At 67.0% G+C, this 14608-nt stretch carries 20 protein-coding genes; 8 read left to right on the top strand and 12 right to left on the bottom strand.

From position 1 onward, the window contains the following. Positions 1-324 precede the first annotated feature (324 nt). Together NS4_RS04915 and NS4_RS04910 are read left to right on the top strand one after the other, a co-directional pair. On the top strand, positions 325-1242 hold the full coding sequence (locus NS4_RS04915) for a phosphotransferase enzyme family protein (protein ID WP_063058419.1): 918 nt from the start codon (positions 325-327) through the stop codon (positions 1240-1242). A gap of 56 nt (positions 1243-1298) precedes the next feature. After that, positions 1299-1886: an HdeD family acid-resistance protein gene (locus NS4_RS04910; protein ID WP_063058237.1), complete on the top strand. Its 588-nt coding sequence runs from the start codon at positions 1299-1301 to the stop codon at positions 1884-1886. Positions 1887-1968: 82 nt separating this feature from the next. Here the strand turns inward: NS4_RS04910 and NS4_RS04905 are convergent, their stop codons facing one another. From NS4_RS04905 to NS4_RS31990, 4 genes are all read right to left on the bottom strand, one after another. After that, a complete protein-coding gene (locus NS4_RS04905; protein ID WP_063058236.1) occupies positions 1969-2289 on the bottom strand; it encodes a hypothetical protein in 321 nt (106 codons plus the stop codon). 58 nt (positions 2290-2347) lie between these two features. Next, positions 2348-3226, bottom strand: a complete 879-nt coding sequence (locus NS4_RS04900; RefSeq protein ID WP_063058235.1) for an alpha/beta fold hydrolase — start codon at positions 3224-3226, stop codon at positions 2348-2350. Continuing rightward, positions 3223-3906, bottom strand: a complete 684-nt coding sequence (locus tag NS4_RS04895) for a TetR/AcrR family transcriptional regulator (protein ID WP_063058234.1) — start codon at positions 3904-3906, stop codon at positions 3223-3225. Before NS4_RS04895 ends, NS4_RS04900 begins: the two co-directional genes overlap by 4 nt. Before the next feature lie 265 nt (positions 3907-4171). Next, complete coding sequence (locus tag NS4_RS31990) at positions 4172-4723, bottom strand: TetR/AcrR family transcriptional regulator (protein WP_063058233.1); 552 nt, start codon at positions 4721-4723, stop codon at positions 4172-4174. Positions 4724-4807: 84 nt separating this feature from the next. On the opposite strand from NS4_RS31990, the gene NS4_RS31270 reads away from it, so the two are divergent. Continuing rightward, entirely contained in the window at positions 4808-5629 is an 822-nt protein-coding gene (locus tag NS4_RS31270; protein ID WP_063058232.1) for an SDR family NAD(P)-dependent oxidoreductase, read from the top strand. Between the two features lie 197 nt (positions 5630-5826). On the opposite strand, the gene NS4_RS33820 is transcribed toward NS4_RS31270, so the two are convergent. The 3 genes from NS4_RS33820 to NS4_RS04870 form a co-directional block, all read right to left on the bottom strand. Further along, positions 5827-6267: a 2'-5' RNA ligase family protein gene (locus tag NS4_RS33820; protein ID WP_063058231.1), complete on the bottom strand. Its 441-nt coding sequence runs from the start codon at positions 6265-6267 to the stop codon at positions 5827-5829. 258 nt (positions 6268-6525) lie between these two features. Further along, positions 6526-7011 carry an SLOG cluster 4 domain-containing protein gene (locus NS4_RS04875; RefSeq protein WP_063058230.1) on the bottom strand — a complete coding sequence of 162 codons (486 nt, stop codon included), beginning with the start codon at positions 7009-7011 and terminating at the stop codon, positions 6526-6528. Positions 7012-7080: 69 nt separating this feature from the next. Next, a complete protein-coding gene (locus NS4_RS04870; RefSeq protein WP_245665073.1) occupies positions 7081-7803 on the bottom strand; it encodes a pyridoxamine 5'-phosphate oxidase family protein in 723 nt (240 codons plus the stop codon). A 50-nt stretch (positions 7804-7853) separates the two neighbouring features. On the opposite strand from NS4_RS04870, the gene NS4_RS04865 reads away from it, so the two are divergent. Beyond that, complete coding sequence (locus tag NS4_RS04865) at positions 7854-8012, top strand: hypothetical protein (RefSeq protein WP_157105885.1); 159 nt, start codon at positions 7854-7856, stop codon at positions 8010-8012. 149 nt (positions 8013-8161) lie between these two features. On the opposite strand, the gene NS4_RS04860 is transcribed toward NS4_RS04865, so the two are convergent. Next, positions 8162-8608: an SgcJ/EcaC family oxidoreductase gene (locus NS4_RS04860; protein WP_218020303.1), complete on the bottom strand. Its 447-nt coding sequence runs from the start codon at positions 8606-8608 to the stop codon at positions 8162-8164. A gap of 140 nt (positions 8609-8748) precedes the next feature. Between NS4_RS04860 and NS4_RS04855 the strand changes: the two genes are divergently transcribed. Then, positions 8749-9039: an NAD(P)-binding domain-containing protein gene (locus NS4_RS04855; protein WP_063058228.1), complete on the top strand. Its 291-nt coding sequence runs from the start codon at positions 8749-8751 to the stop codon at positions 9037-9039. Between the two features lie 386 nt (positions 9040-9425). On the opposite strand, the gene folE is transcribed toward NS4_RS04855, so the two are convergent. Genes folE through NS4_RS04840 form a run of 3 tightly spaced genes read right to left on the bottom strand, consistent with a single transcriptional unit; the run spans position 9426 to position 10989 of the window. Further along, positions 9426-10019 carry a GTP cyclohydrolase I FolE gene (folE, locus tag NS4_RS04850; RefSeq protein ID WP_063058227.1) on the bottom strand — a complete coding sequence of 198 codons (594 nt, stop codon included), beginning with the start codon at positions 10017-10019 and terminating at the stop codon, positions 9426-9428. A gap of 2 nt (positions 10020-10021) precedes the next feature. After that, positions 10022-10441, bottom strand: a complete 420-nt coding sequence (locus NS4_RS04845; RefSeq protein ID WP_063058226.1) for a hypothetical protein — start codon at positions 10439-10441, stop codon at positions 10022-10024. A gap of 35 nt (positions 10442-10476) precedes the next feature. Then, on the bottom strand, positions 10477-10989 hold the full coding sequence (locus NS4_RS04840; RefSeq protein WP_063058225.1) for a DUF2231 domain-containing protein: 513 nt from the start codon (positions 10987-10989) through the stop codon (positions 10477-10479). A gap of 134 nt (positions 10990-11123) precedes the next feature. Between NS4_RS04840 and NS4_RS04835 the strand changes: the two genes are divergently transcribed. Then, positions 11124-11822 (top strand): helix-turn-helix transcriptional regulator, encoded by a 699-nt coding sequence (locus NS4_RS04835; protein WP_063058224.1) that lies wholly within the window; start codon positions 11124-11126, stop codon positions 11820-11822. Between the two features lie 494 nt (positions 11823-12316). Here the strand turns inward: NS4_RS04835 and NS4_RS04830 are convergent, their stop codons facing one another. Then, the gene (locus NS4_RS04830; protein ID WP_157105884.1) at positions 12317-12901 is read right to left on the bottom strand and encodes a hypothetical protein; all 585 of its coding nucleotides are present in this window, start codon (positions 12899-12901) and stop codon (positions 12317-12319) included. 365 nt (positions 12902-13266) lie between these two features. On the opposite strand from NS4_RS04830, the gene NS4_RS04825 reads away from it, so the two are divergent. Further along, positions 13267-13734 carry a hypothetical protein gene (locus NS4_RS04825; protein ID WP_063058222.1) on the top strand — a complete coding sequence of 156 codons (468 nt, stop codon included), beginning with the start codon at positions 13267-13269 and terminating at the stop codon, positions 13732-13734. Positions 13735-13961: 227 nt separating this feature from the next. Continuing rightward, positions 13962-14492: a DinB family protein gene (locus NS4_RS04820; protein ID WP_063058221.1), complete on the top strand. Its 531-nt coding sequence runs from the start codon at positions 13962-13964 to the stop codon at positions 14490-14492. Positions 14493-14608: the final 116 nt, after the last annotated feature.

Raw genomic sequence — 14608 nt, 5'->3', positions numbered from 1 at the left:
GCCCGGGAGTGGTCCCGGGTGCGCGGATCCGCCTATGCGGGCGATACCCGATCACTTCGGCAAAGTACCGCCGCCGATAGGGATCACACCGGCGCGAGCGAGTGGATGCCCCGGACACTGCAGATACCCGCCCGGCGGTCTGTGGTCATCGCGCCGACGATGTAGTCCCGCTCGAACCCCTGACCGGCCGCCGAGCCCTCGAGCGTGGCCGCCCTCGACCTCGGCGGTGGGCACGTCGGTCCCGATCCGCAATGGCTGTTTTTCGGCCGGTGCGGTCAGGGCCCGAGCCGAGCGCGGGGCCGCCCACCCGGTAATAGTGAGAGCGTGGTCTACATAGATCTGCCGCTCACCGAAACCGTCCGGGCCGCAGTCGCCGCGTCCTGGGGATACGTCGGCGACAGCGAACGACTCCACGGCGGGGAGGAATCGGCCGCTTACCGTGTGGGGGAGGTGGTCGTGCGGATCGGATCACCGCGGCGCGATCCACAGGAGATGGAGTGGTGTCACGGGATCGCCGCCGCCGCACGTGCCGTACCGGAGGTCGTGACGCCGTTGCCCCGCGCAGACGGATCGACGGTGGAGATGGTGTCCGGTCACCCGGTGACCGTATGGCCGCTGGTCGACGGCCGATGGACCGATAGTGCGGACCCGGTCCAGTTCCTCGAGGCAGCCGGTCTGCTGGCCCGGGTCCATCGCGCTCTCGCCGAGCACCGCCCACCGGCGCGCCCACGGCCCTCGTTTCTCGAGATCGGCTTGGACGGCACGCCCTCGGCCGAGCTACCGGACCCGGAGCTGGACCGTTGGCTGGCCGCCTTCACCGCGACGACGCGTGCGCAGCCCCTGCACGGCGACTACTACGAAGGCAATCTGCTCTCGCGCGACGGTCATGTGGTGGCGCTGATCGATTGGGACGAAGCCGCGATCGGCCCGCCGGAGCTCGAAGTGGCCTCGGCCGCGCTCGAGTTCGCCGACGAGTTCGGCCGCGACCTGTCCGGTGCCCGGGCATTCGTCGATGCGTATATCGCCGCGGGTGGTACCGCGGGAGAACTCGACGATATCGCGCTCGCGCAGCTCATCCGCCACCGGTTGCGCCGGGAAGCGGCCTACTTCGGCATGGCCGTCGCCCGCGGGGTGCGACACGACCAGGACGATCTCGAATACCACCGGCAGCGGATGGCGGCCTTCCATCGGCTCCGGCCGGATCCAGGACACCGGCCCGGGTCGGCCGTTCCGCCACCGTAGCGTTTCGTGGGCGGCGAATCATCGGCAATCGTCCCGTGGCGTCATATCATGCGTGCATGACATCCAGCGATACGCAGTACGAGGGCCCGCTGCATCAACTGGCCCACCGCGCGTGGCAGGCGATGGCGGCCATCGGCGCGGTGTCGGTGATCGTCGGTGTCGTGGTGCTGGTGTGGCCCGGTCCGACCATCGTGGTCCTGGCCGTTCTGTTCGGTATCTACCTGCTGGTTTCGGGCGTCTTCCAGTTGGTCGCGGCGTTCGGTGGTCATGTGTCCGGCGGCTGGCGGGTCATGCTGATCGTCAGCGCGGTGCTGTCGTTCATCCTCGGCTTCTTCGCGCTACGCCATCTCGGCGACGCAGTTCTGCTGATGGCTCTGTGGATCGGTATCGGCTGGATGTTCCGCGGCGTGGCGGTGCTGGTCGCCGCTGCCGACGCGCCCTCGGGTACGTCCGGGCGCGGCTGGAACGTCTTCTTCGGCATCGTCTTGCTCATCGGTGGCGGGATGTTGATCGTCTGGCCGTTCAACTCCGTCGCGGTACTGACCCTGGTGGCCGGCTGGTGGTTGATCTTCATGGGCATCGTGGAGGTCATCGGCGCCTTCCAGGTACGCGGCCGGGCGAAGGCCACACCGAATGCCCTCTGATCTCACCCGGCAGCTATCATTGGGCAATCATCGCCGCGGTTTCCCGAGCTCCGGCGGCTCGGGACCGCGTCCAGGGCGATGGCTATCGAGCGGAAGCCGACCAGCCGTAGTGGGTTGCGGTGCGCCCCGCCGGGACCGTGGCCACAGGGGCGCCGCTGCAGTCGGGGGAGTTGTATACGCGGAAATCGCGAGTGCTGCGGTTCTCGAACCGGATATCACGCTGGAAACCGCTGGCCCAGCACGCGTCGAGATCGCTCAATTCCAAGGTGTTGTCGATGATCACCACTTCCCGGCCGTCACCGAGGCCGGCCGATCCGGTGGGGAAGGCGGCCGCGGCAGGAGCCACGGCGGTTACCGCGGCAACTGCGAGAGCCGCTGCAACGGAATATTTTTCGTGTTTCATATGCTGAATCGTAGCTCTGCTCCGGTCGCTGTCCGAGGGTGGCCATCGGAGCTTCCGTTCAACGGTGGTCGATTCGACCGAGGAATTCTTCGGCCACGCGCACGAATTCGGCCGGCTGATCGTGGGTCACGATATGACCGGCTCCAGGTATGGTGACCAGCTCTGCGCCGGGGGAGGCCGCTGCGGCGGCGGCGAGTTCGGCATGGCCGACCAGTGTGTCGTATTCGCCGCGCATCCATAGGCTGGGCACCTGGAGCCCGCTCAGTTCGGTGAGGTAGTTCAGTCGCATGTTCCAGGGGCCGTACGCGTCGACCATCCAGTCGTCGAGCACCGGTTCGCCGTGCTCGGCCTTGGCGTGCGCTTCGGATCGGACGAGGTCGAGGATCGTGTCGAAGCCGGGTGTATCCACTCCGGCAGTGAGACTGCCGATCACCGACTTCCGGAGTGTCTTCGGGCTGGCAGCGAGGTATTTGCTCGTGAGTTCCAGCAGCCCCGGTGTATTGATCATCGCCCAGGTGATGAACTGTGCGCGCCGCTTCGCGCCGATACCTCCCGGCCCGATCGCGAGTAATGCCGAGACTCGTTCGGGGTGGCGTAGGGCGTATCCGATGCCGAGTCCGCCGCCGAGAGACAACCCGATGATCGCTGTTCGGGGGAGCGCCAGTTGCTCGAGCAGGTCGTCGAGGAAGTCGTCGAAGAACCTGTGGTCCAGGCGGCCGTGCCATGGCCTGCTGGCGCCGTGCCGGGGTAGGTCGATCGCATGCACCTGGTATCTCGTCGCCAGGCGGTGCGCGACGTCGCGCCAGACGCCTTCGGCGGTGTCGAGCATGCCGCCGTGCAGGAGCAGCACGGGAGTTGCGTGGTCGCCGGATCGGTAATGGCGTACGGGACCGCCGCGAACGACGAGATCGGTATGAGAGGCGAAAGCGGTGGTCACTGAAAATCCTTCGGCTGATCGAGCTGATCGGACAATTGGTCGAGCAGGATGAGCTGGGCGCGGCGGGCAGCCGCGGCATCCACCGGTCCGTCGCCGGCCAGTCCGCGGCCGGTCAGCTCCGCGAACAGCGCGACGACATCGCTGAACTCTCCCGGGCTGCCCGCCCCGAGCACGCCTGGGGCATTGATCAGGCCGATGGTGAAAAAGCCCAGCATTCGGGTGATGGTTTCGCTCGGCACGGTGTCCACCACCACTCGGGCTTCTTGAAGTCGTTCGATGTAGTCGGCGAGCCAGCCGAAACGCATCACGTAACGCTGGTCGCCGACTGCGCGTACGTGCTCGCCCAGGACCGCGTCATCGCCCAGATACAGCGCTCGCATGAGCGGCTCGGACAGCAGTGCCTCCACGCCGAACCGGTAGACGGCGGGTAGATCGACCACGTCGTCGGCGTCGAGCACCTGCTGGTGTACCCGCGCGGTCATCCGGCGCATGCTGCGGCCGAGAACAGCGTCCAGGATGGCCGCTTTGTCGGCGAACTCGCGGTAGACGGCGCCTTTGCCGATACCGGCGCGTTCGGCGATATCCGCGACCGTTGTGCGGGGCCACCCGGTTTCGAGGATCAGCTCGGCGGCCGCGGTCAGGATCCTGCCGCGCCGGTCGGGGACGAGAGGGCGGGGCATAAGGCTCCTGCCGTTGTAGTGACCAGAAGTCGGTTATTGGTCACTACGGTAGCAGGCCCGTGCTTGCGGCGGGGATGCGCAATAGTCGAAAGAGTCTCACGCCCGCCGCTTTCTGCTGGTGCTGGGCGAAATCGACACCGGCAGAAAGGTTCGGGTCGCTGGATGCGTCTGGTTGATGCTCATCGTGGCTCGGGAATCGGCGTCCTGTGTGATCACCTCGGCGTGGTGCGGCCGCGGCGCATTACCGCGGGCGCCCCGCCGGGGTTCAGGCGGCCAAGCCGCGCAGCGCGAGTTCGACCTGGTGCGAAATCGTGTCCGGCTCATGGACGATCTGTGCGATACGGATGAGGCCGAGCAGCTGGTAGGCGATATCGTCGGCCGTCACATCGGGGGCCAGCGTGTGGTCGATGGCGGAACGTGCCACGGCATCGCGGCCGACGGATCTCAGATGGTCGAGGCATCGTTCGAGTTCCGCGTCGGAGGGTGCCGCGCCGGCCAGCAGGTCGATCATGGCCTTGTTGGCGCGGAGCCGAGTCAGTGCGCTGGTGTAGAGCTCTCGCAATCCGTCGATCGCCGAAGCCCCGTCCCGGAGCCGGGCTACGGCGAGGTCGGCGAGATCGGTCCCGGTGATGGCCCGCACGAGGTCTTCTCGGGTGGGGAAATGCCGGTACAGCGTGCCGATGCCGACTCCCGCCGCGGCCGCGACAGCACGCATGTCGACCGAGAGGCCGTGGTGGCGGAACGCGTCCGCGGCCGCGGTCAAGATCCTTTCCTTGTTCGCCGCAGCGTCGCGCCGCTGTTTCCGGCCTTCGGTCATACCCCCACCCTAGCAATACGGAACACGCGTTCCGATTGTTGTAGTCTGTTCCGGAACATAGGTTCCGGAAATAGTGGGAGCGGCATGCCGACGATGGTGATCACGGGAGGTACGGACGGGATGGGAGCGGCACTGACACGCCACTACCTCGCCGCCGGATATCGAGTAGTGGTGATCGGGCGCAGCAGCGCCAAGTTCGACGCGCTGGTGGCGATGGCGGCGCGCCGGCACCCTTCCGCGCCGGACAGGGCCGAGTTCATCGCAGCCGATCTCTCCCTCGTCGCGGAAAGCCGCCGCGTGGTAGAGCACCTGCAGGAGACTTACGAACGGATCGACGTGCTGGTGCTCGCCGCGTCGTTCATCCGGCAGCGTCGGCGCGTGACACCCGAAGGACATGAGGCGTCCTGGTCGCTGTTCTTCCTCACCAAGTACCTGTTCGTGACGCGACTCGCGCATCTGCTGCGCGCGAGCGGTAAGCCGGTCGTCGTGAATATCGCCGTCCCGGGCGCCCGCGCGGACGCCATCGATTTCGACGACCTCGAGATGCTCGAGGGGTTCACCTTCAAGCGATCGAACGCTCAGCAGCGCCGAGCCAACGAACTGCTGGGCATCCTTGCCACCGAACAGAACCCCGACCTCGGCTACATCACCTGGGGGCCGGACCGGCTGGTTCGCTCCGGCTTCGCCGGCGAGGTCGGGATGGGCATGAAGGTCGCCGCCGCGGTCTTGGCGCCCTTGCTGGGCCGAAGCCCCGAGGACGCGATCCGGCCGATCATCGACATCATCGACGCCCCGACTCCGGGTCGCGCCGCCTACCGCGGCGCCGGGGTACGTCCGCTCATCGCCGGCGCCCACGACGAGAAGGACGCGGCACGCCTCGCATCGGCCGTGGAAAAGGTACTGTGACGCCCGTCAATTCCGGTCGAGCGAACGCGTCGGATGCCTACCCGATCCGGCTACCGACCCGGTTCGCGTTCGGTGAGCGTCCGCTCGCGCCCGGGTCCGCGGATTCGGCGATATGAGGAAGGCGTTCCGGAGTTGCCCACCGAGCACGTTCCGCTCGGCGCGTCGTAGCCGGCGGCCGGAACCGACCCGGTAGAGCATTACCGGCCCGTCGTGGCGCCACACCGGGCTGTTCCGACGGGCTCCCAATCCCATCGCCTTTCCGGGCCCCATTGGACAACCAGCGTGACAGCGTCGATCGTCACCTCCCGTCGCGGTATCACCGTCCCCAGAGCCGAAATCAACGGGCCCGCCGGTTGCTCGGCGGTGCTGTACGCGACCGTGACGTGAGGAATCCACGAGGAAGGGGCGCCATCCCTCGCTTCTCGGGGAGCGATGATCGTCCGGGTGGCCGACCGTACTGCGTCGAGGAGGGGAACCAGCGCTTGTGCGGGTTGCACGCCGAGCGATATCGCTGCGGCGTGGTAGAGAACTTTTTCGATGAACACCGCAATGGGCGCAACCTCGCGCAGACGAGCTCGCGCAGCCGAGACCATCGCGGACATCTGTTCGCGAGTGATGGTCTCTGTCGGTCCGGCCATGAGTGTCGTTGTATGAAGCCACTCTCTCGGTGTCATATGTAGGTCGGGGAAAGAACTCAGAGCTCTTTGCGCCTCTGTAGCCGCATCGCATACCTGTGGGTACCGCCTCATCAACAGGTGCCAGGAGACAATGCCCTGGCCCGGCACGGGTTCGGCGCGATCCGCCCATCGGTTCGCCATTGTCCGGGGAAGTGGGCTCATTCATTCCTCCGATGGTCCGCTCGTAGGGCAACCGCGACAATGAGCTGGGCGCTTCCCCTAGTCCCTGCGCTGCGCCAGAGCTGTCCGAACGGCGACCAGCGGGCTTGTCGCTGTGATGGCCGCGTGGATGGGGTTGTCGTCGGCGTCGTGGATCTTCCAGCCGCCGAGCGAGATCACCGGGGTGTTCCCGCGGTGGTTGGCAAGAGCGAGTTCGGACAGTGTTCCCCAGGAACCGCCCACGACGATCACCGCGTCGGCGGACCGGACCAGGATGGCGTTACGTGCCTCTCCCATGTTCGTGTACAGGACAGCCGAAAGGCCCGCGCAGATTCCGGCCGGGTCGGCATCGGGGCGGATGCCGATGACCAAACCGTTTTCGGCGGAGGCTCCTTCCGCCACTGCGGCCATGACCCCGCGCCCGCCACCGCACAGCACGGTGGCCCCGGCTCGGGCCAGGAGTCTGCCGACTTCACGCGCAGTGTCGGCGTCGGCATCGGTGCAATTGCCGGGCCCGCAGACGGCGACCTGGATCGGTGGCAACATCGACTCCTGGGTAGTAGCGGCGGCTGGGTGAATGGCCCGGTTCGGCCTATTGTGGCCGGTCGGCCGGGTTCAGGCGCGCTGACGCTCGGCCCGCTGCCGGATCAGTTCCTCGACCGCGGTGGGCAGAGTGGTCTCGAAGTCGATCAGCTTCACCCAGGTCGGAGTTATCACGATCCGGACCATGCCGTCGTAGAGCGAGCGGACCTCGGCCTCCCACTCGACCCGCTGCTCAGGGGTCATTTCGTAGCTGCCGTTCATCTGCAGGTATTCCTCCGGGATAACGTCGACCACGTCCAGCTCCGCCCGGCCGCGGATGAGCAGGACCTTCGGCGGATGCACCTCGGTGTCGATTGTCAGGGCGACCTCGGGGTGGTGGCGTAGGGAGGGCAGCTTCGGGGCGTTCTTCGTGGTGCAGACGACGATCTGCGAGCCGTTCCAGGTGAATCCGATGGGGATGTTGCGGGGCGTGCCGTCCTTGGCGACGTAGGCCATGCGGAGCAGGTCACGGGCCAGGAGCTGCCGGCTGAGCGGATAATCCAGAGCCCCCGCGTCGCGGCGGGGAATGTACCGGCGTGGGTGACCGAAGGCCTGCGGTACTCCCTCCGGAAACAACCGGTTGTCGCTGTCGTCGCCGGGTTCGGTGAATTGACCGCAGCCGAGCAGGACGGCGCGCTCGCGAACGCGATCGTAGCGAGCGACCTCTATCGAACCGGGGCGGTCAAGACCCTGCTCACCTACAGCCTGTGCTTTATGGCCGTCGGCTGCCCGCTGGTCTTCGTCGCCGCTTATCACCGAACTCCGACATGGATGACCCTTTCGGTATCCTCGTGTACAGCCCTACGGTGGCTCAGCGTGTGCGGCGCCTCGACACCACCGTCGGCGCGCACGTCGCGCCCGACGAGCTCGCGGTGATCGACACGCTCGATACCGGCCGGCGCGGCGGTGCGAATCCGAAGTCGATCACCCTCGCCGAGCGCGGCGCGGAGATCCCCGAAACCTGACCCACAAGCAGACCAGGCGGCCGACCGAGCCCGAGTCCCCATCGAACGAGCGCCTGGCTTTGGCGGCCGTGGTCACCACGGAGGTGCTCCACCGGGCCGGTCGTAGCTGCGTGGCAGACCGGGGTTGTGGGGGCAGCAGGTGCAGCCTGTCAGTCCGAGGCAATCGGAGTTGTCTGTGCCAGACCGATCTTCCACCCGGTAGAGGTCCGTACGGTCACGTAGGTCAGGGCGCCGGTGGTCGGCGGGATCTCTCCAGCATCCGGACGCTCGTCGTGCACCGTCTTTATGCAGCTGACGAGGGCTGCGTCGGCAGTGAGTGGTCGGATGTCGGTTACCTCGACGCTGGTGCGGATAGCTCCGAGCCCGCTGCTCAGGGCCGTGCTCATCGCCGCCTCGAAAGTATCGCGCCCGAGGAGTCGGCGGCCGTAGAAGTTGACGATTGCTGTGGTGTCGGTGTGCAGGCCGGGGAGTACGGCGGCGTCGGTCTGGGAACGGTCGGCGAGGTCTACCAGGTCACGAATGGCACGCTCGTCGTCGCTCGAAAGGGGCGGCGTGGTCATGGTCGCGACGGGCTTTGCGCTGTTGCTCGAACTCATGCGACGTAGTATTCAACCTCGAGTTCCCTCGAGGTAAACCCACGCCGAACCGATCCGCACCCATACTTTTGAGGACACGGATTCATGTCTCGAGCAGCTAGTTCGGTAACGGTCATCGGGCTGGGCCCGATGGGCAGGCGATGGTCGAGCGATTGCGCGCTTCGGGCCTCGTGGTCACCGTCTGGAACCGCAGCCCGGAAAAGGCCATCGCCATGGAGGAATTCGGCGCTGCCCGTGCGCATACCGCTGCGCAAGCTCTGGACGCCGGCGAAGTGATCGTGGTCAGTCTGACCGACTACGACGTACTCGGGCCTGCCGCAGACCACCTGCCGGGCAAGACGATAGTCAATCTTTCGTCGGGTTCGCCGGAAGAGACACGCGCGGCAGGGGCGTGGGTTCGTTTCCAACGGTTTCGCGGTGATGCGGCATGACCTCTTCACCCGGTGTCCGGACGGCCTGCCCGACTTGATGGACGACGCAGTTCGATTTCCGGCAGTCGCGCTGGCAAGGCTGCGTCGAAACCTGGCAGTGGCGCCCCTCGCATGCGCTGACGAGGAATGAGACCGGACAGCTCTGAGCGACCGCATCAGAGCAGCATGAGCAGGAGCGGGGTCATGGCCGCAGCGACTCGAGTGATGACCGCCCGAGCCCGCCGGTCCCGTACGAATCAAATCTGCGACCAGAGGTCGTCGCGGCGTCGAGGGCCGGCCGACCGTGTAACCCGAGGCTCGCGCCGGGTACGGCTCGACACTCGGTGCCGGTGCCGATATCCGGCACCGGCACCGGCGGTCGGTGACCTGGGGTCGGGAGTAGCGCGTTACGGGCCGATTCCGGTGAGGGAGAAGAATTCCTGGCGGGATCTGGCGTCTTCGCGAAGACTGCCGAGCAGCGTGGAGGTGACGGTGGTGGTTCCGGCGGCCTGCACTCCGCGCAGTGTCATACAGGTGTGCTCGGCTTCGATGACCACGCCGACACCCTTGGGCTGCAGCTGCCGGTCGAGCCAGTCGGCGACCTGTTTGGTCAGCCGTTCCTGAACCTGAGGCCGGCGGGAGAAGTGCTCGACGATCCGGGCCAGTTTCGACAGTCCGAGAATGCGATCGCCGGGCAGGTAGCCGACGTGCGCGACGCCCACGAACGGCAGCAGGTGATGTTCACAGACCGACCGCAGCGGGATTCGGCGGGCCAGCACCAGTTCGTCGTAGCCCTCCTCGTTCGGGAACGTGGTCAGGTCGAACGCGCGCGGGCTGAACAACTCGGCATAGGCTCGGGCCATCCGCCCCGGCGTGGCCTGGAGATGTTCGCTGTCCAGACGAACCCCGAGGGCGGTCAGAAAGGTGCGGGCGGCGTCCTCGGCGGCGGGCAGATCGACAGCGCCGGCGTCGTGGACGACGCGTAGGGCAGGCTGGGGCACGGTCAGCTCCCGCCGATGCCGAGCGCGGTGAGCAGCACCAGCACCAGGGTGACAACCGCGAATACGCCGTGTCCGCCGACGACCGCCACCGGGAAATGCCGTTCGGGCGGGGTCTTGCCCACCAGTCCGGTGGTACGAGCGCGGTAGACCGGCAGCCAGCGCGCCAGCATCACGAACCCGAGCAACGCGACGGGAACCAGCAGGCCGAAGGCGACCCAGGCCAGCGCGTCGTTGTCGACGACGAGATAGACGATCCACACCACCAGCCCGGCCACGGCGAGGAGGAAGTGGCCGAACAGCACCGGAACGGGAAGATGGCTCGAGTTGGATTCCCGTGCACCGCCTTTGGCGATCCACGTGCCCAGCAGGACGAAGCCGCCGACCGCGGTGAGCAGCCAGAAAATCAGAGCTGCGATGCCCATGATGACTCCTGAGAACGAGAAGGGACAGGGAAGGGTCAGTGCCGGAAACCGGCGGCTTGAGTGCTCTCGTCGGCGACTCGCACACCGTAGTGGTAGGCGAGCTTGCCGCCCAGGTATCCCGATACCCCCAGTACCGCGACGGCGGCGATCGACAGAGCCAGCGGGCCGGCCGCGACGGCGCCGCCGCCTCCGGTGCCGGCGGTGCGCCACCAGAAATCGAGTGCGAATGCCACGGTGACCGCCAGATTCAGGCTCATATGCACCAGCCCGATCCGGAAGGCGGGCGTGCCGGCCGGGATGGCGAACAAGTCCAGGAACCCGATCGTCGCCGCGGCGAGCGCGCCCAACACCCCGATCGCGATCAGCCACTGCGCGCCCCGTGTCAGGAATCCGGGGTCCTCGACCACGTGCGAGCCGATATCGAACACCACGCTGGCCAGCCACGATCCGATCGGCACGGTGACCAGGATCGGATGGAACGGATGCCCGTACGGCCCGGCCAGCACGGCGCTGACCGGGCGTTTGGCCTGCCGCCACTCATCGGTCATGGCAACCTCCGCGCCACCTGGGAAAGTAATTACACCAATAGATTTTGGTTCAATTCGGCGGAGGGGTCAAGTCCCGCCTCTCCGCCTGTCGTCGGGCGGGTTCCGCACAACATGATCGGCGTTATTGTGGACCGGTGACCAGTGAAGCCGATATCGGTGCCGTCGCCGCCCTGGACGACGATCTGCGCCGGAACATGTACTGGTTCATCCGGCGCGCCGGGCGCCCGGTGACCCGCGACGAAGCCGCCGAACACGTCGGGATATCCCGGAAACTCGCCGCGTTCCATCTCGACAAACTCGTCGGTACCGGGCTGTTGCGGGCCCGCTACGAACACGCCGGCGGGATCCGGCGGGTCGGGCGGACGCCGAAGGTGTACGAACCCACCGATACCGAAGTACGGGTGAGCATCCCCGAACGCCGCTACGAAGTCCTCGCCGAAATACTGATGCAGGCCGTTCTCACCGAGGCCGGCGGCGAATCGGCGCGCGATGCCGCCCTGCGCGTCGCCGAAGGCCGGGGCACCGCCGCCGGTCGTGAAATCCGGGAACGGCTGCGCCCGGGACGGCTCGGTGCCGAACGCGCCATCACCCTCCTGTCGGCCGCGCTCGGTGAACAGGGTTTCGAGCCCGCCAGAACCGCGCCGGCCTGCCTACGGCTGCGCAACTGCCCCTTCCATCCGCTGGCGGCCCGAGCTCCCGACCTGGTTTGCTCGCTCAACCACGCCTACCTCACCGGGTTGCTCCACGGTTTGGAGGCAGACGCCGTCCACGCCGATCTGGCCCCTGCCGCCGGTGAATGTTGCGTCGAAATCCACGCCGAGTCGGACGCCTGATCGGCCGCGATGACCGCCTCTTCGTCGGACGGAACCGGACGAAGAACATCCCAGGGTTACAGCGTCGGCCCCGGTGCGCAGTGACATACCGGGTCGCCCGCATCACACCCCGGGCGGAATAGAACCCTCACCGGCCCGGTTGAACACCTTGTCGGCGTCCGGACAGCCCCGGGCCTCACCCCTTTTGTCGCTACGAGCGACCACTCGCCGAGAGGCGCTTGTGGGACGTCGACACCCGACCGAACGCCGCCGGACCTCGCGCCCGGCGGCGTTTCGCGCGTTACCGGCCGGGTCGGTCTCCGGCGCCGGGGCGCCGCGGGTCACTGCGTCGCGGCGCGCGCTGCAGTTCTCCGACTGGTGGCCGCCGCTTGGATTGATCAGTGCGGTAGTCGTCCGGCTGCAACCGGCCGCACGGCCCGCCGTGGTGTGGCTGTGGTGTGCTGCCGCGTCGTCCCGGCGATGCCGTGCAGTCGGCGGCCGGTTGTGCCTCGGTATCAATAGGTGCTCGGGGCGCATGGATTCGGCAGTGCCGAGAATGTGGCCAGGTCGCAGACGCCGCCGGTCAACATCTGGAAGGGCGTGAGGGCCAGGAGCACGATGATCCCGATGATGTCGCCGCGTTGCACGGTTTCGACGGCAGACTGTGCGGCCGCCGAGCCCGAATCCACCATTGCCGACCCGGTGCCCGCGTCGGTGGCCACCGGTGCAGGGCCCGGTGTGGCCGGGGGCGCGGCCGTGGCGCCGGCCGCGGTGCCGATCAGACAGGCCGCCGCAATCGAGGTGGCGGTCAGGCGGAGGGGAGTGCGCATCATCGGATTTTCCTTCGGATGGTCGACGAACAGTTGTGAGGTGGGTTCGGGTGGTGGGTACGAGACGATGTCATCGGCAGGCGGTGGCTTCGACGCATTGCGCCTGGCGGATCGGTTCATCGTCCCCAGCTCCTCGTCGAGTCGAAACGGCCCCGCCCATATCCGGAACCATTTGAGAATAATCAGTAACTTATCAGGCCCCGGTCGTTGAACCTGTGATAATCGGCTGCAGGGCGATGATCTGTCGGTAATGAGGGGCTTCGTGGGCATATTTCGTCGAACGCAGCCCGTAGGTTCCGGAAAAAATCTGCAAATTCGGCGAAAGGGTGGGATGTAGAAGCACTTGAGAATGAGAGAATAGTGATGAACTTAGGCAGCCTTGGCGGGGCACCTCTCGTCTGTGTGGCGCCGACCGCCTCGAACTGACAACCGTGCTCGAGTGCGGCCGGGGCGCACCGATCGTGCAGATCACGGGCTCCTCCGGCTCCCCGCGCGAACACGGTCCGATCCGACTACCGCACCTCTGCGGCTCGCTGTATTGCGTCGAGCGGCCGACCGGCGCGACGATGCGCTGCCATCCGACTCGCCCGCGCCGACCGAGGCGGGATTCGCCGGACTCTCGATAGCCTGTCGGAATGACAGTGCCCGGTACCGGTGACGAAGATGTTCCCGCGGAGCGTCATCGGCGGCCGGCAGGTGTCGGTGACACGACGGTCGAGGCGGTGGGCAAGTTGTCCGAAGCCCTGGAGATCACCGAGCGCGCCCGGGGGCATCTGTACGCGTTCCACCAATTGACCGGCGGTGCCGACCTCACTCTGGGGCGCGCGGCAGCGATGTTACGGGAGGCGGGTCATCATCGGCTCGCCGATCGAATAACGGCCGACCTGTTGGGCCGTAATGTCTTGGAAGGCCGGTGGACTTTCCAGATCGTCGAGGAGTACGACGACGGCTACTACGGCTTGTTCCGCGACATCGAACGCGAAGTCCGCGACGAATTGCTCCAGGGGCGACGTCACGTCTACGAGGCGGAGATGAAGGAGGCGCGCCGTACCCACGGCAGGGCCGGTCACGAGGCGCGGCCACGGCCTTCGGCGAACTCCTGATTCAGTATTCGGACGCCTACCGCAGCCATCCGGTGATAGATTCGGCATCGGCTCGTTGCGCCCGCTTCTGATGCGGGTCGCGCATTCCGGCGGCCGAATCCAGGATTCCCGATCGCGAACACACGCGATCGCCCGGCGCCCGTTTCTTCCGGCGAGCCGAGTCCGAACCACCACAGGCAGATCGGTCTGTTCGGCGTGCGCCGGGCCGACCGTGGAAGGACCCTCCGATGACTACTCCGACCCGTACCACCGGCACCGAACGAGAACTGCTCGAGACCATGCTCGACCGGGCGCGCGCCGATCTCGTCGACACGGTGCGCGGACTGTCCGAAAGCGACGCCAGGCGCCGGCTCGTACCCTCGCTGACCACCCCGATAGCCCTGATCAAACACGCGGCGTTCGCCGAGCGGATGTGGTTCCAGCGCACGCTCGGGCAGCTCGCCGACGCCGACTGCGACGGTCCGCTGTGGGCACATGGCGGTTTCTGCGTGGGTGAGGAAGAGACAGTGGCCGAGGTGATCGCGGAGTTCGAACGTGCAAGCGCCCGAGCCAGGTCTGTCGCAGCGGGGATCGCCCTGGACGAAACGCGCCGGCACCCACGCGTGGGACTTGTCAGCCTTCGCTGGATATACCTCGCTATGACCGCCGAGTTCGCCCGGCACGCCGGCCACGGGGACATCCTGCGCGAACAGATCGGGGCCGAGGGCGGTGCCGCGGCGACCCGGGCCCCGCGCGAGCGCCCGGATTCCCAGGGGTAGCCGGATACGCGCACGCCCGCGGGGCCGGGTAGGCCGTATCACACGATCCTTCCGGAACAACTGCGACGGGGTTGCGGTTGGACACATTGTCGGCGTCCGGACAGCCCCGGGCCTCA

The organism is Nocardia sienata NBRC 100364 (assembly GCF_001613205.1).
In the GTDB taxonomy this organism is placed as follows: domain Bacteria; phylum Actinomycetota; class Actinomycetes; order Mycobacteriales; family Mycobacteriaceae; genus Nocardia; species Nocardia sienata.
Note: the sequence above shows the minus strand (reverse complement) of the source record. Positions and strands in the feature narration are given on the sequence as shown.